Genomic DNA, 23,412 nt, shown 5'->3' on the forward strand with positions numbered 1-23,412 from the left:
AACGAACGAAGAGGAAATTGGGAAAAGGAAAAGAGGTTGAACATCATGATTACAGGCATATTTGAAACACATTTGAACGTAACAGATCTGGAGAGATCCCATCATTTCTATGAAACGGTCCTGGGTTTACCCCATGCTTATGGGCAGAAAGAACGTGGGAACTCCTTCTATTGGATCGGTGGAAAAGGCAATGCCATGCTGGGATTGTGGCAAAAGGAACCTTCCGAGGTGAAGCGTCAGCACTTTGCTTTCCATGTATCTCTGGAGGATATGAAACATGCGGTGGCTCACTTGGAGAACAAAGGGATCAAGACACAGAATTTCCTGGATGATGATATCGGTGAATTGTACGTCTTCAGCTGGATGCCTGCAGTATCTGTGTATTTTACCGATCCGGATGGTCATTCGCTTGAATTCATCGCCATGCTCCCGGATGAAGCGAAACCTGAGCTTGGCATGGTGCCATGGAGTCAGTGGGAGGAGATGCAGGAGAAGACCGTATGATGATCGAAGAATTACAGTTATATACAGCACGGCTGGAGGACCTCAAGCATTTTTATCGCGATACGTTGGGAATGGAGGTATCCAGTGAGACTGATCAGGCCTTCAACCTACAGGTTGGAAGGACTAAGATGATTTTCAATCCGTGTGAAACAGATCGTGAGCCCTTCTATCATGTGGCCTGGATGATTCCGACGAATCGGTTCAAGGAAGCGAAGCAGTGGGCTGCATCACGTGTTGTTTTAAGCAGGGAAGAAGATCGGGATGAGACGTATTCTGCTACTTGGAACTCTGATTCTCTCTATTTCGAAGATCCGGCAGGCAATATTATCGAGCTAATTGCTCATCATCGTATTAAGAACGAGAGTGATCATGACTTCTCTGCTAAAGACATATTACAGGTGTGTGAGGTTGGATTGGTGACGGATGATGTTCTGTCTACGGTGAATAAGCTTCAGCAGATTGGACTCGCGCGCTGGGGTGAGGTTAGTGAAACCTTTGCCCCTGTAGGGGATGTGCATGGTCTGTTTATTGTGGTGAAGAAGGATCGGACGTGGTTTTTCTCTACGCAAAAAGCGCAGATCTATCCGCTGGAAGTGTCCATTCGTGACGTGGGCAGGCTTCGAATAGGCTAAACTTTGCATTCCAGGGCAAAACGGGCATATGTGGAGCAATTCCATCATGTTATAGAAGTAAACGCTTTATTTATTAATTTCAGGGTAGTTCCTGTGATGGGCTTACATAATATGAAGGGTGGTGGCAAGCTTGGATCGACGTTTGTTGGAAGAAGGACTAGCGATTATCGTTTCCAGTCGGGAGCGTACAGGAGATCTGTGGCATGCTCATTATGGGGCGGGTGCGATTGCGGCATATTTTTGGGTGCGGGAAAATCGTCTCACTGCCCTTGCCGCCGGCAGTGTTACCGCCGAAGCAAAAGCCATGCTTCGCCAACATGGAATCAGCCCTGGTCAGACCTCTCCGATTGGTGAAATGATGCCCAGGGAAGATGCCGAAGCGCGTATTACGGACGCATTGGATCGAACCATTGGAGAGTTGCACTGGGTTGGACATCAGGCCATTTACGGGGCAATCAGTCTGAAAGCCATTCGCGAACTGGATGGATGGGGTACTGCGGAGGAGATTGGTCAGCTGGTTGAATTGATCGATTCATTCGATCGAACCATCCCAGGAAGATCCTGGATGAACACAACCGTGAAAGAAATTCGTAGTCTGAAGCCTGAGAAGAGCGATGGTTTCCCCGAGATTGAAGATCCAACGCAGTTGTCACGTCTGATTCTGGATGAGCTTGGTGCGTTCCAGACCATATATCATGCGGAAGCGCATCATGACCTGATCGGCCATATGCTGACCTACGGACATGCGCTTAATATATTATATGAACTGGGTTATCCGGCATTGTTCCATAAAGGCATTCCGCCTTTCCTTACTATGGTGAAGGCGCTACGTTTAAGCCGAGATGTGAACAGCGAACAGAAGATGCCAACACTGCAATCACCTGTAGACCTACTGCCATTATCGCGGGCGGAACGTTCGGTAGCACTGCCCCATGAACTGGAGTACTGGCTCACCGATAGACGTTCCCGTGACTGGTACGGAGGTCATGTGTTCAAATTCCCGTTCAGCTTCTATCATCATGCCAAGAACGGGGATCCTGTACCGGAAACATGGGAGAACTTTCGTTATATCATCGCGTGAGATAAAACATACAATATGAATGGAACCAATATATAACCAACGATATGGAGCAAAAATGAAGAGCACTTGCCAAAGCTGGCAGGTGCTTGTTTTATGGATGTTCTAGATTCGTTCAGATTTAAACCGACAATTAACCACCATGGAGACGACCACATTCATGCGTAATTCATCCCGATTACCATCAGCGTGAGTGGGCAAAGGCGGTAAAATGGTATTATCGGATCAGCCGCAAGGAAGACAAACCGACAGCTCATACGCTAAAGTACAGACCGGCTATGGAGCCGGTTTTTTTAATTCGGTGATTGCATCCTTGCCCTGATCGGGTACTAAAGACTAAACAGATAACAGGAGGCTACGTGATATGAAAACAGTATTGTATGTTCCACTGGATGATCGTCCAGCGAATCTGGATGATGTGATTGTGCAAGGGAAAGCAGCCGGTATCCATATCGTTACACCGAACCTGAGTGATCTTAAGAATCGTCTGGACTCGGAGAAAACCGTAGATGGCACAACGTTGCTCGGCACCTCCACGCCGGTGTATGGTAAACCGTCCAACATTCATGATTTTATTCTGAAACATGCTGCCAAAGTTGATGGATTTATTATTTCATCCGATATGCTCTCCTATGGGGGTCTGATTGGCAGTCGTCAACTTCGAGAAGATGGGGGAGGTTCCTATCCGGAATACGATGAGGAAACTACTCGTTTGCTGGATGTGATCCGCGTGATCAAGCAGAAATATCCACGCAAACCCGTATTCGTAATGGATACCATCATGCGGTTGGCTACAACCTCGTTTGCAGATGCCTTGGCGCTCGATGCCTATAATGAATCCCGTGCGTTGATGCAGCAGCCACGTCAGACTTACACCGAGTTTGAGGATATTATTCAAGGTTATAACCAATCCCCCGATGGAGTGGAATATGGGGCAACGACCTATTTTGATAAAGAACAGTATTACAACACAAGACAACATAAATTCAAAACAAATCTGTACATTCTGGATCAGCTGGCTCGCACAGGTTATATCGATTTCCTTGCAGTTGGTGTTGACGACGCTAACACCCAGGGGGTTCAGATCAATGAAATCAAATATGTAGAAGCGCGGATCAATGAATGGCTGGGTGGAACCAATGGACAAAATCCGGATCGTGCTATCATCTTGCCGGATGCAGATGGTCTGGGGCACGCTTTGGTTGCTCGCATGGCGAACCAGTTGTTCCGAGGTGGTGCGAAGACACGTTACGGAGTGAAATATTTTGGTCCTCACGGAAACTCCATCATTAACACGTATGAATACATGGATGTACACGAGAATGTGGTTCGTCATGTGGATATTGTAGGTGGTGTGCTTGTGGCGGATTCGGCATATCCCGAACCGGAGGTGGTAACGGATGCGAGTGCTGGCTTGGAAAATGAACAGCTGGTGGCTGTATCAGCCGAGCAAGTTGTCCCATTTGACATGGCCTCCGAACTGGATCGTATGACGAAGGGTCATCCGGGAAATTCCGGAGAGAACACAGGCATCGACATTGAGATTATTGCCATTACGGCTCTGGATCAGGTGCAAGCTGCGTTGGAGCAATTGACGCTGAATGGGGAGCAAGGTTTGCCTTCGGTATTGATTGATTTTGTGGGTAAAGGACCAGCCAATGTTGATGTTGCTGAAGCGTTGCTAAACAGTCCATATACCGGACGCGTGCTGGGATATAGTGCCTGGAATACGCCAGGTAACAAGATCGGTATGGCCGTAGGCATGGGGCAGTCGAGGTACGCGTTGATCACAACAGAGAAGCATGAGCACAAATTGCGAGATGCGATGAATGCACATGGCTCGTTGTTGTTTAAGCGTTTTCTGAAGGATTACTACTACAAAGCGGTAGCGATTGCGGACATCCGCACATATTCCCGAGCCCATGCGCTGTATACCAACGTGGCTACCCTGTCGGATCAGAATATGTTGCTGTTCAACTCAGAGGAAGACTATGCCCATTTGCAAACATTGCTCCGTGATTTAATGCAGACTTATACTACGGCGCTTGCGAATAAAACTGCCTTCCAGACAGGCAATGTGGCGATCAAAGAGATCTGTGATGGCGAATTGTCTTATGCGACGTATGGCAGTGCGCTGCTGGAATATGCGAACCCTGATTTTATCTGGGGCCGTGCATTTGAGATTACGTTGAACCCCCAAGTTAGACTGAACTAAACTGCTATCTCACCATGGGCTCCTCATGTTTAGGGTGATCACTGGTATGACTGTATTGCTTAATCTCGCCGTTGTTAAAAATGATATATTGGTACTTCGCTTCGGGTTCATCCGCGAATGTTACGGAGGCACCGTAAGGTGCTTCAGAGCTCTTTGAAGAGTACGTACCTTGTACTTCGATAAACTGTTCAAGTGAATAACCCTTCTGATCAATCAGGTAAGTGGTTACCTGTTGTTCAGCATCATTTTTCTTGAGCGAATTACCAAGCAGTCCGAAATAAGCCCAGCAGGATATCCCGAGTATAAATGCTAAGATGACAAGTGAAGTGATCTTGAATGTTTTACTCATAGATATTCCTCCTTCTTGTACGTAAGCGACAATGGATTTGATAATGAAATATTAATATATTTGGATAAATTTATCAATTCATTGATCTTAATCTTAATGCTTACTTAGGTATCCTTTAAAATGATGATTCCAGAATCGTCTTTTTTCCACCCGAACGACTCCCTTAATCGCACCGAAGTCGTACGGAACACCATCCGCGCTAGGGATGAGAGGGTGTAAGATTGTATTATCGGATTAATAGCAAGGGACGCACCGAAAGCACATACGCTAATGTATAGACCGGCCAGCTGGCCGGTCTTTTTGATGCGGTGAATGTAGTCCCGGCACTGGTTCGATAGCAATACAGACTCTGAGTTAAAAGGGGGAGTCTACTGCTGCTGCACTGTCGCTGCAAGGTGTGGGCAGATCTCAAACTTGCAGCCAAAGGGGGCGAAATGAATGTGTCTATGAGAAATGAGATTAACACTGACATGAGCACCAGTAAATTGAGTACGCTCATTAAAAAAACGCTGAAACAGAAGCTCGCGGTACTTGTTCCAGATTGGGGCGGTCGTGTGCTGGATGTACCTGGGCCAGGCGAAGTGTTTGCTGGGCCTTGTGCAGTCGTTGCGTTTGCCGAAGAGGTGCCGAAGTCTGCTTGGGCGGGATATCGACGGATTATTAAAATCTCACCCTACGCTCGCCCGGAAGATGGTGGCGCTGAACAAGTGGAAGCTTGGTCAGCTGATCTAATCGAAGGGTTGCACCAGGTAAGACTGGTGGATGAAGCAGGTGAGGCCTTCACTTGCATCTATTTGGGTTCTTCAGATAGTGACCGGGTGGATGCAGGGTCTGGAATGTTTACGCGCAGTCTGCGGTTCGGAGTGTATGTTCCCGAAGACTCGGGAGCTGCTCTCGTTGAATCAGAGGATGCGTGGTTAGCTGCGCTTCAAGGCTGGACACAGCAGGAACTTGGCTCGAACTGGTCGGTATATGGGGATATCTGGCCTGGTGGGTACGAGAAGCCGTCTGTGTTATGGCGATTGGCCGGATGCAGCACTTCTGTGGCGGGGACTTCAGCATTGGAGGTTCGACAACAGTGGATTGGGCATGTGCTCACCGATCATTCGGTGTTAACACGCCAGACCGTTACTCGGTTGGTCCAGCAACTTGCAGTGCAATCTCGTCTTGCCATCACTGAAACGGGTGGCGAAGAGCACAAAAGTAACACACGGTATGTGACGGTGGATGAGGTAACGGCAGATCTGCAGACGGATGCGTATCTGAACGGTCAGATTCGCCTGACGTTGCAACAGCGGATTCGTCGTCCGGGTACGAATGTACCCTTCATCCGTGAGATTCACCATAGCAAAGGCATGGAGTAAATGTTAGCCCAGAGGAACTTCAGTTTAAAGGTTGGTTCCAGATTATAGCTTTGAGTAGATTGGTTTAGCTTCAACATTATAGCTTTAAATTCATAGGTTCATAGGATCGAAAATTCATAGGTCAACCTTAAAGATCAACGATTCACGAAATCAGTAGTCCAACAATGAGGTGAGATGGCAATGGCAAGTTCAGTGAAAAAAAGCAAACAGACAGCCCCGCGGTATACACGGGCAGAACTGATGAATCATGCAGAAGCCCTCTTTGCCGTTAAGGCAGAGGTGCTGTACGGTGCGCTGTACGAAGCAGTGCAAGAGACGTTTTCCATTGAAGAAACGCAGGAACGAATTAACCAATTTATGAAAGCGAAGGTGAAGGGATAATGGCAGGTGGAACTTGGGAGCAAACGAATCGTCCGGTCCTTCCGGGCTTATATATGAATTTTCAGGCGGCAGCATCTTCGGCCATTCAAGCGGGTACGCGGGGAACGGTCGTTGTGCCGATCAAGGCCAACTGGGGTCCGGCAGGGACTTTTGTTGAGGTAGGGAGTGAAGCGGCAATTGAACGTATCTATGCGGCAAATGTGCTGGACAACGGTACGGCTTATACGTCCTTGAAGCTCGCCCTGTTGGGTGGACCGAAGAAGTTGCTCGCTTATCGTGTAGCAAGTGCTGCGGCCAAAGCAGCCACGCTTACTTTGAAGGACAGCAGTGATGCCAATGTGCTGCAGCTGGATGCGAAGTATCCGGGGGATCGTGCAAATGGATTCTACGTCACCATCCAGCCAGGCGTGATTGATAATACGAAGCATGAAGTGCGTCTCTTTGAAGGTAACCGGATGTTGTATGCGCTCCTGACAGCGGATATTACAGCAGCGTCTCTGGCGAAAGAGATTAATGCCGATGAACGAAATGTCTGGGTAACGGCGCAGGCGATTGGCGATGGTACAGGCGCGGTTGCTACTGTTGCGGGCGCGGCATTCAAAGGCGGCGTAAGTGGTAACGATGACCTGACCAATGCAGAGTACATTGCTGTACAGGGTGCGCTGGAAGGGGAGCAATTCGACGTCTTGGCTTTGGATCAGGCGGCTGATGCACCCCTGCTTGCGAGTTTTGCGGCATGGGTGAAACGTGTACGTAGTGAAGGCAAACCGGTGATGGCCGTATTTGGCGGTTCCGTAGCGGACGACACCTCAGCTACAGCAGCGCAAAAAGCGGCAGCACGTTCGCTTGCGCTGAACCATGAAGGTGTGATTAATGTTGGTACAGGCGTTCGCCTTGGAGATGCATTCTACAGCTCGGCGGAAACGTCTGCCTATGTTGCAGGTCTGATCGCCGGACAACGTCTGAACCAATCCACAACCTATGCAGCTACTCCGTTCGATGATGTGACACGTCGCTGGACGCGTGCAGAACAGGAGCAGGCGGTACAGAATGGCGTATTTATTTTCTTCCATGATGGACGTCAGGTGAAAGCACTTCGCGGTGTAAACACACTGGTAACGCCAGCCGCTGGACAGAATAATGCTTGGAAAAAAATCCGTTCCATTCGTGTGTTGGACGCCATTAACACAGATTTGCAGCGTTCTGCGGAAGATACGTATATCGGTAAGGTAAACAATACCGAAGAGGGTCGTCAGGCGCTGATTAGTGCCATGAAGGCCTATTTGGCGTTGCTTGCACAGAGCAATGTGATTGAAGCTGACGGTTATGATGTCATTCTTGACCCGGCGTATTATGGAGCAGCACCAGTTCTCAAACCGGAAGCGGATCAAGTATTCCTGCAATGGAATGTGAAGCTGACGGATGTGATGGAGCAGTTGTTTGGTACATTTTACGTGCAATAAGGTTGTGTGAAAGGAAAGAACGATATTTTATAATTTCAAGGAGGAAAATATATGTTGGATGCGTCAAGAGTGATTCTCGGTACCCATGGTCAGCTGCATATCGATGGTGTGTGGCAGACAAACATTAACAAGTTGGAAGCGAGTGTGGAGATTGAAAAGCGTGAGCTGAACCTGGTCGGTAACGACTGGAAGGTGCACAAAAACGGCGCGAAAAAAGGAACAGGCACGATGACGGGTTACAAAGTCACTTCCGATATGATCCAGCGCGGCTTCACCAAATTCGAGATCATTTCCAAGCTGAATGACCCTGAATCGTATGGACATGAGAGTGTTTTGCTGAAAGGTTGCATGGTGGACAAAATCCAACTTGCCAACTGGACAGCGGGTGAGGAAGTACCGGAGGAAACAGGCTTTACGTTTGAAGGATTTGAATTGCTGAATCCGATTGTGGCGAACTAAAGGTTGAAATAGGCACGTTATTGAGCTGGTTTGCTCAAGCGTGATTGCATAGTTACTTCATATCATATGGACACCAATGCAGGCCGAGATGATCTCGGTCTCTTTGTTGTCTCTACAGGCTTGGAAGCTGGCATAGCTAAACCCATTTTTGAAATAAGAAGGAGATAACGCCCGATGAGTATGAATGAAAATATGTCCGAAGAACAGATTTTGGATCAGTTGTTTGAAGCAGCAGAACGTTTGCCAGAGGAAAATGTGCGCATTCAGCGTCTGGATCTGCTGTTGACCTTGCGTGGACTGACGTCCTCCAAAGTGGATCACATTCGCGAACGCTGTACGATTCGAAAAACGACCAAAGGCCGCACTGAGGAAAAGGTGGATACCGAAACGTTTAACGCACTACTCATTTCCGAAGCAACGGTGAAATTGAAGGTCCGTAGCCTGGAATTGTCCGGTTGGGGAGACACCCGTATTACCGGCCGCATGAAGCTATCTGGTGGAGAACAGGCGGTTCGGCGCATGCTGCTCGCGGGTGAATTGGATGCCGTAGGGGATAAAGTGCTGGAGCTGTCCGGCTTCGGTGTGGAGATTGAAGACCTAAAAAACTGATTCACTCCGGCGGGATGACCACGTTTCTGTATCACATGTGGGTACGTCATCATCTCCGGCCCGGAGAGTTCTGGTCTTTGCCACGCGGGGAGCGCTCGCTGTTAATTGCGTTCTCGGAAGAGGAAATGTCAGCGATAACTTCGCAAATGAATCGATAACGATATAGGGCAGGAGGTGAAAAAATGGCAGAAATGATTGTAGGTCTATCCAAATCCAATGCGGAAATGCGGACAACCCTTCGTTATCTGGATCAGATCCAGCGCTCGACGGAACGTCTGGGCAGAGTTCGTTATCAGAGTCTGATCAAGGTAAACAATGAGCTGAGAACGACAGGACGCAGGTTAGAACATATTTATAGTATGGCTGTGCGAATCAGCAGGCTGCGAATCACACCGACAATTGGGTTGATTGATAAGCTGAGTCCAGCGTTGGATCGCGCATGGGCGAAACTGAACAGTTTCAGGGACCAGATGGTTACGGCTTCGGGAACAGTATCCCTTGAAGTTCGGCAGAAGATTGAAGTGGCGATGGGTAAGATAAATCCGGCGAGTGTGTCGTCCACGTCAGTTGTGATCGGGAGTCATAATACAACGATTTATAATGTGGCTAAAGAAGAAGATAAAAAGTGGTGGGAAAAAGCACTGGAATGGACCAGTACTGGATTAGATATTGCAAATAACTTAACTGATTTGATTGGGAAGGGAAAGAAAGCTTGGTCTGATCGAAAGTCTAAAAAGGATAAGGCTTCTAATCCCAGTAAGAGTACAGAAGTGGCGGAGGGCAAGAAAGGTAAAAGCCAAACTCGTAACAGTTCAAGATCTGGTAATTCTAATCCGAGTGAAACTCCCTCACGGAGAGTAGGTGGACGACGCGGTGGAAGGAATCGATCATCAACAGCAACTCCTGTCCCAACGCCAAGTCCTATCATTACAGATACTTCAGATCGTTCTTTTAATGAAGCCAGAAATGCAAGCAACAGGAGAAGTGGTGGTGGCAGGAGATCCAATCTCATCACTGGCATCATGTCCAGTTCACCAACGGCAATGTCTAATCTTTTTTCAGGTGATGGGATGCTTGGTAAATTGGGTGGTGGCTTTGCCAAAGGAGCCAAAAGGTTGCTTGGACCCATCAGCATGCTTGCTGATGTGGCGAACGTAGCGACAGCACCTCCAGAAGAGCGTGGCCGAGCGGTGGGTTCGATGATTGGCGGTACAGCAGGTACTGCGATTGGTAGCGCCATCGGTAGCGTTCTTTTGCCCGGCATCGGAACATGGGTTGGTGGTGCAGTAGGTGGTTGGGCTGGAAGTGCAGCAGGTGGTTGGATCGGTGATCATGCTAAAGATATTGGAAACTTTATGTCTAGTGCTACCGAGGGTGTAGGGGATGCTTTGTCGGGTGCAGCTGATTATGTTTCTGAGAAAACAAAAAAAATCACCGATGGCATATCCGGCTTCTTTGGGTTTGGTTCCAAAAAAGAAGAAAAGACGGTCTCGGCAGCAACGGTGGCTGCACCGTCGCAAGTACCAACAGGCCCGCAGATGGCACCTGCCTATATGCCACCGGCACTGACCATGACAGGCCCAACGGCTTATATGAACAGCAAAGTCGGTCAGCCTACATCTGCTGGATTCATGGGAACAAGCATGATGCAGAGCCAAGCGATGGCGCTTGGTAACGGTGCGCAAACGAATGGGAAATCGTCCACGATGACGGTACAGATATCCGAAGAGCAGATGAACAGTCTGTCCGGTTACTTGAAGGATTTCAAAACCGAAACTACCAATCAGATTGCGATCAATATTCCACCAGGTGCGGTGCAGGTGACCGTGCGCGAAAATGCGATTGATTATGACGCAGTTTCTCACCAGGTGGGGCAACGGATCTCTAACGAGTTCCGCCGTGCGATGCAAAATCGCAAAACAATTATGGCCTAAGCAGAAAGGAGGCCGCAGATATGTCAGTACTTGAAGATAAAGTTGGTCCTAACAAAATGTCATTTACGTTGAAGGACGGCAACACTCCATTTCAATTCCCAGTGAACCCTGAAGAAGTTAATATTTCCAGGTCTAAGGGATATGAAACGGTCAATATGTTGGAGCATGGCGAGTTTGATTTTGCACAAGGGGAGAAGGTGAAGGAGATCACCTTCTCTTCTTTTTTTCCCAAAAGATTTGATCCGTCCTATTGCATGGATGAAAAATCTTTTCTAGATCCACGTGTGGCGATGAATGTGCTGAACACCTTTCTGATCTCCAAAAAGCCGCTGCGTTTCATCATTTCAGAGACGGGCGTGAACGTACCTGTTTTTATTGTTTCGCTTAATTCGAGCTTTCGTGGGGGGGAGACAGGGGATATTTATTTTGACCTGACCCTGCGAACATGGCGGGATTCTAAGGTGGAAAAGGTGGGCTCTGCGGCATCCGGGAGCAAGTCAGGCTCTCGTACCGATTTGAAAAAGAGTAGCAAGACCTACACCGTCAAATCTGGCGACTCCCTGTCCAAAATAGCAAAGCTGGAGCTGGGCAGCAGTTCCAAATGGAACGAGATCTACAAGCTGAACGCGAAGATCATCGGGAGTGATCCAAACCGGATCAAGCCCGGGCAAAAGCTGGTGATGCCATGACCTACAAGGTCATTGTCGACGACAAATATGACATCACCAAGCTGGTGGAGACCATTACGCTGAAGGACTCGCTGGACCAGATTGCGTATCAGGCCAACATCCGGCTGGCGGTGTCTGCGTCTTCCGGTCTGCCTTCGATCTCACCAGGCATGGCGGTGCGAATTAGCGGGGTTCCTTTTGGTGAAAAATCCATGGTTCATCTGTTGCATCCTGCGGTCATCTGGGAGGTGGAGAGTTCCAATAGCGGCACCAAGCGGCTGTCTCTCACGGTGTATGACCGGATGATTTATCTGGAAAAGTCGGAGGATGAGTTCCTGCTGCCGAAGGATCAGACCGCTACGCAGCGACTAAAAACCTACGCCAAAGAGTGGAAGATTCCATACGCTACATTGCCAGAAACCAAGACAAAGCTGGGAAAAGCTGTGTATCGGTCACAGACGATCTTTTCGATGATGTTTGCTGATCTGAAAGAAACGGCAAAGTCCGGCGGGGACATGTACCATCCACGGATGATGCCCGGTGGGTTGCAGCTCTTCAAGGTCGGAAGTAATGCAAAGGTGTATGAGCTGGATCGACTGATTGATCTAACCCAGATGCGTACGCTCGAAGGGGCGGTTACCAAAGTTAAAGTCATGGCAGCTTCGGAGTCCACGAGTGGCAAAGAGGTCCCTTCCAAAGTGCTCGCGATTGAGCAGAATGGTGTGGAAGAACTGGGCACATTGCAAAAGCTGATCGAAGACGATCAGGTGAAATCAACAACCGCCGCGAAAAAACTGGCGAAAAGTCATCTGACGGGTATTCAGGAGACCTTTACGATATCCGCACCGGATGTGAATACGATTCGCGCCGGGGACGCAGTGTTGTTGAAAGGATTGAAGCTAATCGTGATGTCGGTCAGCCGTGATCTGTCTGCCGGACCTGGAACGATGACGTTGGAGCTGGGGACGGTTGAGCTGGTGAAAAGGAGGTATTACCTTGAATAAAGATGATCCGTATGGGCATTTTGCCGACGTCATGCGGGGTGCGATGAGTACACATTCCCGTCAGGCCGTGAGTGGGCTGGGAGCAGTACTGGGTACGATGACCTCATCCGGCGTGAAGCTGGATGATTTCAAGCACGAAGTGCAGGATTATCTCGTGGCCGAGTTGCCGGGCACGCTTGGACTGCCGGAGCGCGAGGCTGCTGGCGCGATCTCCGGTATACCTGACGTGGCAAACGGCGGAACGACGGGCACGGGACGGTTTCTTTTGCAAGAAGAGGAAGTGGAAGAAACGGTGTTGTCTCTTGGCAAAGGTCTGAAAGCGGGAGATCGTGTGCTGGCGATGCGCGTGAATGGCGGTAACGACATTGTGGTGCTGTGTAAGGTGGTGAGTGCACATGCCTAGTTTGTTTCCGGAAACGGGTGTGGTCTGGGGAGATGAGGAGGATCTGTCGGGGGCGGCTTCGGATGAGGTACGCTTTGGATGGAGCTGGCGATTTGATTACGATGCAGGGGATTTTGTACTGACCCCAAGTGGCAAAGTAGCCGCGGCTGGTGGGCATGAAGCCTGGGTGCAATGGTGCATTAAGGCAGTGAAAACGCCACGTTACAGACATGTGATCTATTCCCGAAACTATGGTTCGGAGCTGGAGGATCTGGTGGGTCAGGGTGATAGCCGAGGTGTGATGGAAAGTGAGATTACCCGGATGGTGACGGAAACGTTGCTGGCTGATCCACGCACGGAATCGGTAGACCAGTTCACGTTTGATTGGAATCGGGAGCAGTGCATGTTCTCGTGTCGGGTGGCGAGTGTGCAGGAAGAGATGTTTATTCTGGAAAGTGAGGTGATCTGACGGGATGGCTGAGATTCCGCGTTATTTGGAGGACCAGACGGAGGAACAGATTATGCAGCGTATGCTGGATCGTCTGCCCGCGGATCTGGATAAATCGGAGGGTTCGTTCTTGTGGGATGCGGAGGCTCCGGTTGCGTTTATGCTGTCTGAGGCAGCTTTGTGGGCGCAGGAATTACTGCGGCGAGGGTTTGCAAGTACGGCTGCGAGTAGTGATCCGAATTTTCGTTCGGAAGAGCTGGATCTACGGGCAGGAGAGCACGGCATCACACGGCGAGCTGCAGTGGCGGCACAAGGTGCAGTGAGGTTCATGGGTACGCCGGGGAAAGTGGTGCCTGCGGGAACAGTCGTGGCTACGCTCGCAGATGAAGTGTCTGCTGAAGCTTCGCTCGAATATGAGACAGTGGGACGATTGGAACTGGATGCAGAGGGCTCCGGGATGGTAGGCGTGCGAGCGCTTGTTGCTGGGAAAGAGAGCAATGTACCTGCGGGCACGGTAACTGTGTTGTCTACACCTGTAAGTGGCGTGACTTCTGTCACGAACATTGAGGTGATCAAAGGCGGTGCGGATATTGAGGCCGATACGGCGTTGTTGGAACGCTTTTATGCCAAAGTCCGCAACCAAGGGACAAGCGGCAACAAAGCACAATATGTGCAATGGGCCAGTGAAGTGCCGGGTGTTGGTGCAACGCGTGTTATTCCTTTATGGCAAGGGCCAGGCACGGTGGGATTGTATCTGTTAGACACGGAAAAGCGCGCTGCGGGCACCGATCTGGTGACGGCGGTACAGAAGTATGTTGACCCAACGCAGGATGGACAAGGTGAAGGTGTTGCGCCCGCGGGGCCAGTGGTATCCGTTATGCCAGCCGAGGAAGTGCCGATGAATATTCAGGTGAAGCTGACGCTGGCAAGTGATGCGACACTCGCCGATGTACGAGCATTGATCGAAAGCGGGGTGACCGCGTATCTGAAGCAGTTGGCTTTTGCCGATCCACTCGTTCGTTACACTCGCATTGCCGCGATTCTGCTGGACATTCCGCCGATTATCGACTATTCGGAGCTTACCGTGAACGGTGTGAGCGACCAGAATATAGAGATGACCGCGAGCCAGGTGGCCGTGCTGGGGACGGTGGATGTGCATGAGTAGTGTTGGGCAGATGGTGGATGAGGAAGTAGTTAGGGAGTGCGGAGACCAAGAAAGATTGGGAGAAGTGCGCCTATACGGATTGGAGCTGGTGAGCGAGACGCTCCCTGTTGATGTGCAAGGAAGGGAGGGGACAGGGCATGAGTGCTCCTTCTATTGTAGATGTTGGACTGACGAGTGAGAAAGGGCGGGAGCTGTTCTCGTATTTGCCCAGGTATTATGAGACTTCTCGTGTAATGCAGGCCGATATGCAGACCAAGGGCAGCGAGATGGATCTGCTGTATCAGGCGCTGGATGAGACGCTGGAGCAGTTTTTTGTCCGCACGGCCACGTGGGGGCTGGACTTTTGGGAGCAGGAGCTAGGTATTGAGACGGACCGTCTCAAACCTGTAGAGCAGCGGCGTGCCGTGGTGGAATCGAAACTGCGCGGTGCCGGCAAGTTCTCTGGAAGATTGGTTGCGAATGTGGCTGAGGCGTATGCCGGGGGCAAGGTGGATGTGACTTTTCAACCGGAAGTGTGGAGTTTTACGGTGAGCTTTGTGGACACGATGGGCATTCCGCCCAATATCGACGATCTCAAACGTGCGATTGAAGAATTGAAACCGGCCCATATGGTTGTGGAGTATGAATATCGTTATCTGGTCTGGGATGATCTGGACGACAAACAGATGACATGGGACGAACTCGATGCCGCGTCCTTGATGTGGAATGAACTGGAGGTGTGGGCGTAATGCCACAGGAAACAGAACGATTGAAATTGCCACTTCCCTTGGGGAACGAGAATGTGACCCGGGAGAGTATTAATGGGATTTTTGAAAAGATTGATGCAGGTGTGGCGACACAGGCAGATTTGGATGCGCTGCGTGAAGCGGTGAGTCAGATGGGTATTCCCGATGCGTCATTGACGCAGAAAGGGAAGGTGCAACTTGGAAGTTCCACAACGAGCAATAGTGAATCACACGCAGCAACATCAAAGGCAGTTAATGATGCTAGGCAAGCGGCCATAGCTGCAAGTGTGCCACGCACTGGAGGATCTATGACGGGGCGTTTGACTATGAATGCATGGGGAACTTTTTCTGGCTCAACAAACGGTTCAACATTGTACGGAAGTAATTGCTATCTTGACGGTAATACGTTCAAGTACGAGAACACTCATTCCAACTTAGGGGCTCGCGGTATCTATATGAGATATTCAGGTGGAGGTTCTCAACCAGAAGTGTACATGTTCGATACTGGCCCCATCTCGACAACTGCTGGAGCAACATTCACGCCGACATTGAATCGTATTGTTAATGCGGGTGAATCGTTTCAAAGACATAAAGTGACCAATGATAATGGTGTAGTACTAAATATATCTAATCAAAATATAAACAACCTCGTAGTAACAGGGTTCTATGCAGGAGAAAACATCGAAAACGCACCAACGACTGCTGTAGGTGCATGGTGGTACATTGAAGTAATTGCAATGAGCGGGACACACATTAAACAAATTGCAATGGATCTTTTCAATAACACCTATCAACAACGTACCAACAACGGTAGTGGATGGTCTGCTTGGAGTCCTGATGTTTTTCAATCTGGCGTTGACGCGAAGCAAGGCATAGTAAATGCCATCAACGCCAAGGGTGGAAGTGCTTCGACCAATGATACATGGGCACAGTTGGCAACTAAGATCAACTCCATACAACAAGGTAACTACCAAGCTGGAGTACCGGGTTCTTCGGGAGGTTTCACGGTTCCAGGAGCGGCAAACAATCATATTGTCGCCACACTTGCAACCTTTAGTGCGGGCACTAAATTGATATCACTTGTGCCCAAGAACACGAATGGCTGGCTTTCGTATATAGCATTAGCTGATCCGAGTAGGTCTTATGGAGCGCAATTTGCTTTGCGGGACAACGGAGGAAGAACATGGATTGTGGGAGAAGCGGTACACAGCACATCAGTGCTAAGAAAGAGCTTATTATATTGTACTATTGATCTTGTTGCTAAGACTCAGGTAGCTCAACTTACTTTGGAGAATAACTTATATGCAAACAGTAGTCGATCTTGGACGTATGTTGCTCCTACTCCTCCTGTTAATTTTAACGCAGCAGGTCAGCTAACGTTGGTACTGTTATGTTACTCCAACGAAGCATCATCCGTTTCTCAAAACAACTATCTTTTTGGTCACTCAGTAATTTCCATATAAATTTCAAAAATAGGAGGTAAGTATTTATGGAAATAGGAGCTAAAGTTTATTACGAAAAGTCTACGGGCAACGTCGCTCATTTTATTGGAGAAAGATTCGGAAAAGTATCAGAAACAACAAAAGAACAAGACTTCGCTTCTTACGTTGCGTTAGCGAATAGAGTCCCTGATTCCATTGGCATGATCCAGTTGACTTATGGCTCTCATTACGGAGATTACGAAGCAGGTGGTATTGTCACTCAGGTTGACCTGGAAACAAAGGAGCCGTTGTTTACCTATCCAAAGTCAGTTGATCCAGAAACACCAGAACCCCGCCCTGCACTATCCGAACAGGTTGGTTCTCTGGGTGGTCAAATGGCTGAAATTAAGCTTCAAGACATCGAGAATCAAACTGTAATAAACAGTCTAGGCGGTGAACTGGCTGTTGTGAGAATGCAGAGTATTCAGCAACAACAGACAATCACATCGTTAGGTGCAGAATTGGCAATCGCCAAACTGGAAATCATCCAACTGAAGGGAGGTGAACCGTGACCACAAATCAACTAACAACCGCCATCACTAACACACTCACACAGCACTTTCCCAACATCCAAATCCATCCGTCAACGGGCAACACTAGTCCTATCCCGGACAGCCAAGGCATCACCTACCGCCTGCTATCCGCGCAACTCACTCGGGAACGAAGTGATCGTTTCGTGCAATCGCATACTTTTGAAATTCGCTGGCTTGACGCAGACAACATCCCGGCAACCCTGCCGGACAATCTTTTTGAAGCATTGGAAACCATCGACGTGGAGGGCACACCTTATCGGGCAACAGAACTGCGTTGGGAGAACGAGAACAATACTCCGCGAATGCTGGTGTATTACACGATGCTAACCACCAAAGTGTCGGAGTCCGCCATGACCATGCAGCAGCTGGAACAGCGACCTACCGAACTTAAAGCTGCTAACCAATAAACTTATAAAATGAGGGGTCTAGATGAAAGGAATAGGAGGCGCATTGGCGATGTTCACCAAAAAAGAAGCAAGTCATAAGAACGTGCAATCGGAACAGAGCAACCATCCGAAGTACAGCAAAGCACAGTTCGCCGAATCCCGGCAACTCAGCCGGATGGAGAAAGACATTTTGGTAGCGGTGCTGCTGGAACAAGAGACTTACACCATGGAAGAAGCACAGCAACACATCCAACAATTCATGAATGGGGAGGCACAATAATGGCTGGAGGAACATGGACGACACAAAACAAGGTACGCCCCGGCGTATACATGAATTTTGCATCAGAGGGCTCATTACCCGGTACGGTAGGAGAGCGGGGAACGGTGGCTTTGGCACTTCCATTGTCATGGGGACAAGCAGGCACAATCCTGACGGTACAAGCAGGTGAAGATGTACAAGACAAATTAGGCTATGACTGGACAGCACCGCAAATGCTACTGATCCGCGAGGCATTGAAACGAGCGCAGACATTGCTTCTGTATCGACTCAATGCAGGGACCAAAGCCAAGGCAACCTTGGACAAATTGACAGTGACAGCTCAACACGGTGGTGTGCGTGGTAATGACCTGGCAGTTGTAATCTCCGCAAATATTAATGAACCGGACCAACTGGATGTCTCCACTTTGCTTGCGGGTAAAGAAGTGGACAAACAAACTTTATCCACCATCGAAGCTCTGGAATCCAACGCATACGTTACATTTACTGGTGAAGGGACACTCACAGCTACAGCTTCACTTCCACTAACAGGTGGATTGGATGGTACGGCAACGAACCAGGAGAATTCCGATTTCCTGACCAAGCTGGAAGTACTGGATTTTAACACGGTCGGTCTGGTCTCAGACGATGCCACACTCAAGTCAGTCTACACAGCCTACATCAAGCGTTTGCGTGATACCGAGGGCAAGAAAGTGCAACTGGTTCTGTCCGATTATCCTGCTGCAGATCATGAAGGCATTATCAGTGTCAAAAATGGTGTTGTGCTCGCAGACGGTACCGTTCTTACGCCGAAACAAACTGTAGCATGGACTGCTGGTGCAACAGCGGGTGCTAACCTGAATGAATCCCTGACGTTCCGTGCGTATGACGATGCCGTGGATGTGAACGGACGATTGACACACAGCGAGACAGAAGCAGCATTGCGTAATGGTGAGTTTGTGTTTACGGCGAGCAGCAACCGTGCGGTGGTGGAGCAGGATGTGAATACATTCCGTTCCATCACACCGGATAAGGCACGTCATTTTGCCAAAAACCGTGTTGTCCGCCTTCTCGATGGTATCGCTAATGATATGAAACGTATTTTTGAGTCCTATTACATCGGCAAAGTGAACAACAACGAAGATGGGCGCAGCCTGTTCCGTTCCCAATGTGTCACTTATCTGAAGCAGCTTCAAGATATTGGGGCTATTCAAAATTTTGATTCTAAAACAGACATCACTGTTGCTCCGGGGAATGAGACTGACAGTATTCTGATCGAGATTCAGGTCCAACCTGTGGATTCCGTTGAAAAAGTATATATGAAAGTGAAGGTGGTTTAAGATGGCATTTTTGAAAGCAAGCGACACAATCTCCGGCCAGGAGGGCCGCGCATACGCAACGATTAACGGACAGACGGAAGAAATGTTCTATGTGAAGACGCTGGAAGCAACAGTGGAGAAACAAAAAGCAGAGGTCAAAACCTTGGGTCGCCGCGGTGTACAGCACAAAGCAACCGGTTGGTCCGGTTCGGGTTCCATGACGATCTTTTATACCACTTCCCGTTTCCGCGAGCTGATGCTCCAGTACATGCAGAACGGTGTGGATACGTACTTCGACATTGAAGTGACCAACGAAGATCCTTCCTCTACGATTGGCAAACAGACGGTGACCCTCAAAGGCGTCAACCTCGACAGTGTGATCATGGCATCCCTGGATACCGAGGCGGAGGCGTTGGAGGAAGAAGTGAGCTTTACCTTTGAAGATGTCGATATGCCGGTATCGTTCAATCTGCCGAAGTAATGTAGCGTGGAAAGCATAGTGATTTAAGATATAAAGAGTATAACTTAGCAGCGGGTTTGTAAAAGAAACCTGTTCAACTTGCCTGTGTTACGGGCTATTTGGCGTGTCATAATTCTGCTCTTCGCCGCTTCTTGCGGCGGGGAGCCTAACTTTAGAGGAGGAACAATACATGAGTGGATTGAGTATGTTTTTTGCCCAAAATGCAGCAACGGATACAACGGAGGAGTTTATCGTATCCCCCCGTTTCAAGGATGAGAAGGGCGAACCGGTTGCCTGGAAACTGCGCAGTATGACCGAGGATGAAAACCAGGAATGCCGTAAAGCAGCTACCCGCAAAATCAAGGGTAAGAACGGTGTCTACACACCCGACATCGATGCGAATGATTACATGGCTCGCCTGATGAGTGCAAGTGTCGTGTATCCCGATTTGAAAAACGCAGAACTCCAACGTTCATATGGCGTAATGGGGGCGGAATCGCTTTTGCGGAAAATGCTATTGCCTGGGGAATTTGCTTCGCTCGGTGAACAAGTTCAGAAGCTGAACGGCTTCAATCAGGACATGAACGAACTGGTGGATGACGTAAAAAACTAATTAAAGAGGGCGATTCCGAAGCCAATCTGGCTTATTACGCTCTCCATGAACTTAACATTTTGCCGCATGAGCTAATGGCCTTCTCCATGCGAGAACGAGCTGCCATCTATGCGATGATCTCCATCCGGGTGGATGAAGAGAAGAAAGAAAGGTCCAAGAGCCGTGCCCGGAAGAAATAAAAAGGAAAGGAGGGAGAAATGAATGTCCGATACAAGTATCAATGTAATCAATCCTCCGTCCATGAATACCCTGATCAATAATCTAAATCTGGTTCAAGTAAGAACTACTGAGATCCTTAATAATTTCAACCAGATTAACCGGATTAATCTGAACCAATTTAACCAGACGAACACGACCAACCATTTTAATCAAATAAATCAACAACTAAATGTAACGATTAATTTAATGGAAAAGTTGGAGGATAAAGCAAAGGATACTGGCAAGTCATTAAGCGATAACTTGAACGAGCTCTCCAAGTGGTTTCAAATGATAAAGTCAGCTGGAAGTGTCGTGGTAAAGGCGGCTGCTGAGGAAGAAGACTTCAAGTACCGTTATATGGTTGCAGCTGAAGACCCCGTTCTCGGGGAAGGATTATATAATAAGTTTCGAGATCAAGCCTCCAGGAGTGGTCAAGACGTCAATAATTCGCTCAAGTCTTCTCTAGGGTTTGTGCCGTTGGCACAGAATACAGGGCAGGTAGATCAGTTAAATGAAATGACTCAACGATTAAGTATGTTGTCACCAGATAATAAAAGTCTGTCAGATGCGTCTGGTGCAATTGTTAGTGCCATGAATGGCGATAACGGAGATTTGGCTAGTCAATTTAACATCCCAGAAAGTGCATTGACCGGGGCTGGATTAGGCGAATTTATTCAGACTAAAGACCTTGACGGTTTTATACAGGGTTTGCAGACGGTTCTTGAAATGCAAGGTTACACACAAGAAGCCTTTGATACGATGCTGGATTCTCCATTGCAAAAATGGACGGCTCTCGTGAATCAGTTCAATGGAATACTATCTGAAATCGGGACAAGAGCTTTGGAAGTTTTATCTCCTGTGCTTGACCGATTAAACGAAGCCATAAGCTCAGGTCAGTTCAGTGCTTTCATCGAATGGATTGGTGGGGCCTTCGCAATTATTGCTCAAGTGGTGGCATTTATCGTGGATGGGTTCATCAATTTTGCTACAGTTGTGCAAGAAAATTGGGCTATCATAGCACCTATTTTGACTGCTATTGCTATGGTGCTGCTTTACAACATGATTATCTCACTTGGCATTGTGATCGCTGAAGTGTTTTTGCTTGCTGTAGCATGGTTGGCTGTAAACTGGCCTATATTGCTGATCATCGCAGCAATTGCTGCAATGATTATGATTTTCCAAATGTTCGGAGCAACCGGTACCGATATTCTCGGGGCTATTATTGGTACATTTATGATGCTTGGCGAGATCATCAGAGTGGTAATTGCTACCGTGTGGAACATATTTGCTTCATTGGCAGATTTCTTGATTAACCTGTTTATTGATCCTGTCTACGCAATTCAAAAGTTGTTCTATGACCTAGGCATGTTTGTTTTACAAACTCTTTACAATGTTATGGTAGGTATCGAGGATTTTCTTAAAAGAGCTGTAGGGGCCATTAGCGATGTTGCTTCATTTATCAATGATACCTTTGGTACGAACCTGAGTGTGATGTCCGAATCGGATATTAACATTGGCAGCAAGAGCATTAAGAGTTGGATGGACACTCTGAAGTCTATGGAGCCACAGAGCGACAAAAATGTATTTGAGTCTATGCGAATGGACGGAGAATATAATCCCAGTGTATATGGGGAGGGTCAGATAAAGGCTGAGGAGTGGGTTTCTAAGTTCTCTTCCAACCCGACGGATGACTCCAAGGATAAAGGTCTACCAGGTAACTTTGGCAAAGACTTCACACCCGAAACTCCCAAAACCCCTTCTATGCCATCGATGCCAACTGCACCAGCTCCCACCGTTGTTCCCAACAACAATATGAGTAACATCAACAAAATCAACAATATCGGACAGGTGGACAAGATCGGTGACGTGGACGGCACAGTGGATGTGACGAGCGAGGACCTGAAACTGATGCGCGAGCTTGCCGAGATGCAGGCGATTCAGCGATTCGTCAGTCTGACGCCAACCGTTCAGGTTACCACGGGGGATATCAACAGCGGACATGACGTGGACAGCATCATCAGCAAAATCACCGATGGACTGAACAGTCAGATCGTCTCCAGTGCCCAGGGGGTGTATGGATAAGTGGAATATTATATTCAACTAAGCTTCAATAACCGCTCCGAATACATGTTTTTCCCGGTGACACCAGAGAGCATTGAGTTTTCGGATTCGGGAGACGGCAGTACGTTTAACGTTAGCGCTTTGGGTGAAATTAACGTGATCAAGTCGCCGAAGCTGCGCGAAGTCAGTTTCAGCGGAATTTTTCCGGCAGACTACAGCCCGTATCATCTGAACTACGATGCAAGACATCCGGCAATTCAGAAGCAGTTTTACCGTGATCCCTATGAATATGTGAAAAAGATCATCCGTTGGATGCAGACGGGCAGACCCGTCAGACTGTTCTTTTCCAGTGCAAGGTACACCATTAATATGGCGGTTTCCATTGAGAGCTTCGACTGGAAGGAGACAGCGGGTACGGTGGGGGATATCCAGTATGATATCAAGCTGAAGCAGTTCATTTTCTATTCCGCCAAAAAAGTAGTGCCACTCAAGGAAAGCAAGGATACGGCTGCTTCGAAAACAAAAACCAAAGCCTCCCGGCCCAATGAAAAAATCCAACCCAAGACTGTCACACTCAAAGCCGGAGACTCCTTGTGGTCTGTAGCTAAAGCCCATCTGGGAGATGGCTCTCGCTGGAAAGAGCTGCAAAAGCTGAATAGCATCAAAGATGCACAACTGAAGAAGCTGCCGATTGGACTTGTGATCAAGCTTCCGTGAAAGGAGAG

The 23,412-nt window shown here is 48.6% G+C and carries 26 protein-coding genes; 25 read left to right on the forward strand and 1 reads right to left on the reverse strand.

From position 1 onward, the window contains the following. Positions 1 to 45: 45 nt before the first annotated feature. The 4 genes from MHI06_RS06105 (at position 46) to MHI06_RS06120 (ending at position 4,429) form a co-directional block, all read left to right on the forward strand. Positions 46 to 504: a VOC family protein gene (locus MHI06_RS06105; RefSeq protein ID WP_340400831.1), complete on the forward strand. Its 459-nt coding sequence runs from the start codon at positions 46 to 48 to the stop codon at positions 502 to 504. Beyond that, positions 501 to 1,136, forward strand: a complete 636-nt coding sequence (locus MHI06_RS06110; RefSeq protein ID WP_340400832.1) for a VOC family protein — start codon at positions 501 to 503, stop codon at positions 1,134 to 1,136. Before MHI06_RS06105 ends, MHI06_RS06110 begins: the two co-directional genes overlap by 4 nt. Before the next feature lie 130 nt (positions 1,137 to 1,266). Next, positions 1,267 to 2,217, forward strand: a complete 951-nt coding sequence (locus MHI06_RS06115) for a hypothetical protein (protein WP_340400833.1) — start codon at positions 1,267 to 1,269, stop codon at positions 2,215 to 2,217. A gap of 361 nt (positions 2,218 to 2,578) precedes the next feature. Next, complete coding sequence (locus tag MHI06_RS06120) at positions 2,579 to 4,429, forward strand: DUF4127 family protein (RefSeq protein WP_340400834.1); 1,851 nt, start codon at positions 2,579 to 2,581, stop codon at positions 4,427 to 4,429. A gap of 4 nt (positions 4,430 to 4,433) precedes the next feature. Here MHI06_RS06120 and MHI06_RS06125 read toward each other — a convergent pair whose 3' ends face one another. Next, positions 4,434 to 4,778 (reverse strand): DUF3139 domain-containing protein, encoded by a 345-nt coding sequence (locus tag MHI06_RS06125; RefSeq protein WP_340400835.1) that lies wholly within the window; start codon positions 4,776 to 4,778, stop codon positions 4,434 to 4,436. 440 nt (positions 4,779 to 5,218) lie between these two features. On the opposite strand from MHI06_RS06125, the gene MHI06_RS06130 reads away from it, so the two are divergent. From MHI06_RS06130 to MHI06_RS06230, 21 genes are all read left to right on the forward strand, one after another. Next, the gene (locus MHI06_RS06130) at positions 5,219 to 6,142 is read left to right on the forward strand and encodes a hypothetical protein (RefSeq protein ID WP_340400836.1); all 924 of its coding nucleotides are present in this window, start codon (positions 5,219 to 5,221) and stop codon (positions 6,140 to 6,142) included. Positions 6,143 to 6,322: 180 nt separating this feature from the next. Then, positions 6,323 to 6,523 (forward strand): hypothetical protein, encoded by a 201-nt coding sequence (locus MHI06_RS06135; RefSeq protein ID WP_340400837.1) that lies wholly within the window; start codon positions 6,323 to 6,325, stop codon positions 6,521 to 6,523. Then, positions 6,523 to 7,986, forward strand: a complete 1,464-nt coding sequence (locus MHI06_RS06140) for a phage tail sheath subtilisin-like domain-containing protein (RefSeq protein WP_340400838.1) — start codon at positions 6,523 to 6,525, stop codon at positions 7,984 to 7,986. Before MHI06_RS06135 ends, MHI06_RS06140 begins: the two co-directional genes overlap by 1 nt. A 51-nt stretch (positions 7,987 to 8,037) precedes the next feature. Next, the gene (locus MHI06_RS06145) at positions 8,038 to 8,445 is read left to right on the forward strand and encodes a phage tail tube protein (protein WP_124117078.1); all 408 of its coding nucleotides are present in this window, start codon (positions 8,038 to 8,040) and stop codon (positions 8,443 to 8,445) included. A gap of 174 nt (positions 8,446 to 8,619) precedes the next feature. Next, entirely contained in the window at positions 8,620 to 9,054 is a 435-nt protein-coding gene (locus MHI06_RS06150) for a hypothetical protein (RefSeq protein ID WP_017690174.1), read from the forward strand. A gap of 182 nt (positions 9,055 to 9,236) precedes the next feature. Continuing rightward, positions 9,237 to 10,988: a hypothetical protein gene (locus MHI06_RS06155; protein WP_340400839.1), complete on the forward strand. Its 1,752-nt coding sequence runs from the start codon at positions 9,237 to 9,239 to the stop codon at positions 10,986 to 10,988. A gap of 56 nt (positions 10,989 to 11,044) precedes the next feature. After that, the gene (locus MHI06_RS06160) at positions 11,045 to 11,677 is read left to right on the forward strand and encodes a LysM peptidoglycan-binding domain-containing protein (protein ID WP_076209869.1); all 633 of its coding nucleotides are present in this window, start codon (positions 11,045 to 11,047) and stop codon (positions 11,675 to 11,677) included. Continuing rightward, entirely contained in the window at positions 11,674 to 12,660 is a 987-nt protein-coding gene (locus MHI06_RS06165) for a phage portal protein (RefSeq protein WP_340400840.1), read from the forward strand. Before MHI06_RS06160 ends, MHI06_RS06165 begins: the two co-directional genes overlap by 4 nt. Beyond that, positions 12,653 to 13,063, forward strand: coding sequence for a hypothetical protein (locus MHI06_RS06170; protein WP_036668841.1), 411 nt, complete (start codon positions 12,653 to 12,655; stop codon positions 13,061 to 13,063). The genes MHI06_RS06165 and MHI06_RS06170 overlap by 8 nt, the downstream gene beginning before the upstream one ends. Then, the gene (locus MHI06_RS06175) at positions 13,056 to 13,511 is read left to right on the forward strand and encodes a DUF2634 domain-containing protein (RefSeq protein WP_340400841.1); all 456 of its coding nucleotides are present in this window, start codon (positions 13,056 to 13,058) and stop codon (positions 13,509 to 13,511) included. The genes MHI06_RS06170 and MHI06_RS06175 overlap by 8 nt, the downstream gene beginning before the upstream one ends. Positions 13,512 to 13,515: 4 nt before the next feature. Beyond that, positions 13,516 to 14,655: a baseplate J/gp47 family protein gene (locus MHI06_RS06180; protein WP_340400842.1), complete on the forward strand. Its 1,140-nt coding sequence runs from the start codon at positions 13,516 to 13,518 to the stop codon at positions 14,653 to 14,655. Between the two features lie 137 nt (positions 14,656 to 14,792). Then, positions 14,793 to 15,383: a YmfQ family protein gene (locus MHI06_RS06185; RefSeq protein ID WP_340400843.1), complete on the forward strand. Its 591-nt coding sequence runs from the start codon at positions 14,793 to 14,795 to the stop codon at positions 15,381 to 15,383. Then, entirely contained in the window at positions 15,383 to 16,843 is a 1,461-nt protein-coding gene (locus MHI06_RS06190; protein WP_340400844.1) for a pyocin knob domain-containing protein, read from the forward strand. Before MHI06_RS06185 ends, MHI06_RS06190 begins: the two co-directional genes overlap by 1 nt. 26 nt (positions 16,844 to 16,869) lie before the next feature. Further along, positions 16,870 to 17,373 (forward strand): hypothetical protein, encoded by a 504-nt coding sequence (locus MHI06_RS06195; protein WP_340400845.1) that lies wholly within the window; start codon positions 16,870 to 16,872, stop codon positions 17,371 to 17,373. Beyond that, positions 17,370 to 17,801, forward strand: a complete 432-nt coding sequence (locus MHI06_RS06200) for a DUF6838 family protein (RefSeq protein ID WP_340400846.1) — start codon at positions 17,370 to 17,372, stop codon at positions 17,799 to 17,801. Before MHI06_RS06195 ends, MHI06_RS06200 begins: the two co-directional genes overlap by 4 nt. A gap of 22 nt (positions 17,802 to 17,823) precedes the next feature. Further along, a complete protein-coding gene (locus MHI06_RS06205; RefSeq protein ID WP_340400847.1) occupies positions 17,824 to 18,060 on the forward strand; it encodes a hypothetical protein in 237 nt (78 codons plus the stop codon). Next, positions 18,060 to 19,376, forward strand: a complete 1,317-nt coding sequence (locus MHI06_RS06210; RefSeq protein WP_340400848.1) for a phage tail sheath family protein — start codon at positions 18,060 to 18,062, stop codon at positions 19,374 to 19,376. Before MHI06_RS06205 ends, MHI06_RS06210 begins: the two co-directional genes overlap by 1 nt. 1 nt (position 19,377) lies before the next feature. After that, positions 19,378 to 19,836 carry a phage tail tube protein gene (locus tag MHI06_RS06215; RefSeq protein ID WP_017690162.1) on the forward strand — a complete coding sequence of 153 codons (459 nt, stop codon included), beginning with the start codon at positions 19,378 to 19,380 and terminating at the stop codon, positions 19,834 to 19,836. Between the two features lie 169 nt (positions 19,837 to 20,005). Then, positions 20,006 to 20,428, forward strand: a complete 423-nt coding sequence (locus tag MHI06_RS06220; RefSeq protein WP_036611390.1) for a phage portal protein — start codon at positions 20,006 to 20,008, stop codon at positions 20,426 to 20,428. A gap of 201 nt (positions 20,429 to 20,629) precedes the next feature. Continuing rightward, positions 20,630 to 22,708 carry a hypothetical protein gene (locus MHI06_RS06225; protein ID WP_340400849.1) on the forward strand — a complete coding sequence of 693 codons (2,079 nt, stop codon included), beginning with the start codon at positions 20,630 to 20,632 and terminating at the stop codon, positions 22,706 to 22,708. Beyond that, the gene (locus tag MHI06_RS06230; protein WP_340400850.1) at positions 22,709 to 23,404 is read left to right on the forward strand and encodes a phage baseplate protein; all 696 of its coding nucleotides are present in this window, start codon (positions 22,709 to 22,711) and stop codon (positions 23,402 to 23,404) included. It begins immediately after the preceding gene. Positions 23,405 to 23,412 lie beyond the last annotated feature (8 nt).

Source organism: Paenibacillus sp. FSL H8-0079, from assembly GCF_037991315.1.
In the GTDB taxonomy this organism is placed as follows: Bacteria; Bacillota; Bacilli; order Paenibacillales; family Paenibacillaceae; genus Paenibacillus.

Excerpts from the sequence above, each read along its gene's own strand:
- MHI06_RS06105 (WP_340400831.1), top strand. The coding sequence starts at position 46 with ATGATTACAGGCATATTTGAAACACATTTGAACGTAACAGATCTGGAG.
- MHI06_RS06110 (WP_340400832.1), top strand. The coding sequence starts at position 501 with ATGATGATCGAAGAATTACAGTTATATACAGCACGGCTGGAGGACCTC.
- MHI06_RS06120 (WP_340400834.1), top strand. The coding sequence starts at position 2,579 with ATGAAAACAGTATTGTATGTTCCACTGGATGATCGTCCAGCGAATCTG.
- MHI06_RS06125 (WP_340400835.1), bottom strand. The coding sequence starts at position 4,778 with ATGAGTAAAACATTCAAGATCACTTCACTTGTCATCTTAGCATTTATA.
- MHI06_RS06135 (WP_340400837.1), top strand. The coding sequence starts at position 6,323 with ATGGCAAGTTCAGTGAAAAAAAGCAAACAGACAGCCCCGCGGTATACA.
- MHI06_RS06140 (WP_340400838.1), top strand. The coding sequence starts at position 6,523 with ATGGCAGGTGGAACTTGGGAGCAAACGAATCGTCCGGTCCTTCCGGGC.
- MHI06_RS06145 (WP_124117078.1), top strand. The coding sequence starts at position 8,038 with ATGTTGGATGCGTCAAGAGTGATTCTCGGTACCCATGGTCAGCTGCAT.
- MHI06_RS06150 (WP_017690174.1), top strand. The coding sequence starts at position 8,620 with ATGAGTATGAATGAAAATATGTCCGAAGAACAGATTTTGGATCAGTTG.
- MHI06_RS06155 (WP_340400839.1), top strand. The coding sequence starts at position 9,237 with ATGGCAGAAATGATTGTAGGTCTATCCAAATCCAATGCGGAAATGCGG.
- MHI06_RS06160 (WP_076209869.1), top strand. The coding sequence starts at position 11,045 with ATGTCATTTACGTTGAAGGACGGCAACACTCCATTTCAATTCCCAGTG.
- MHI06_RS06165 (WP_340400840.1), top strand. The coding sequence starts at position 11,674 with ATGACCTACAAGGTCATTGTCGACGACAAATATGACATCACCAAGCTG.
- MHI06_RS06175 (WP_340400841.1), top strand. The coding sequence starts at position 13,056 with ATGCCTAGTTTGTTTCCGGAAACGGGTGTGGTCTGGGGAGATGAGGAG.
- MHI06_RS06180 (WP_340400842.1), top strand. The coding sequence starts at position 13,516 with ATGGCTGAGATTCCGCGTTATTTGGAGGACCAGACGGAGGAACAGATT.
- MHI06_RS06185 (WP_340400843.1), top strand. The coding sequence starts at position 14,793 with ATGAGTGCTCCTTCTATTGTAGATGTTGGACTGACGAGTGAGAAAGGG.
- MHI06_RS06190 (WP_340400844.1), top strand. The coding sequence starts at position 15,383 with ATGCCACAGGAAACAGAACGATTGAAATTGCCACTTCCCTTGGGGAAC.
- MHI06_RS06195 (WP_340400845.1), top strand. The coding sequence starts at position 16,870 with ATGGAAATAGGAGCTAAAGTTTATTACGAAAAGTCTACGGGCAACGTC.
- MHI06_RS06205 (WP_340400847.1), top strand. The coding sequence starts at position 17,824 with ATGAAAGGAATAGGAGGCGCATTGGCGATGTTCACCAAAAAAGAAGCA.
- MHI06_RS06210 (WP_340400848.1), top strand. The coding sequence starts at position 18,060 with ATGGCTGGAGGAACATGGACGACACAAAACAAGGTACGCCCCGGCGTA.
- MHI06_RS06215 (WP_017690162.1), top strand. The coding sequence starts at position 19,378 with ATGGCATTTTTGAAAGCAAGCGACACAATCTCCGGCCAGGAGGGCCGC.
- MHI06_RS06220 (WP_036611390.1), top strand. The coding sequence starts at position 20,006 with ATGAGTGGATTGAGTATGTTTTTTGCCCAAAATGCAGCAACGGATACA.
- MHI06_RS06225 (WP_340400849.1), top strand. The coding sequence starts at position 20,630 with ATGTCCGATACAAGTATCAATGTAATCAATCCTCCGTCCATGAATACC.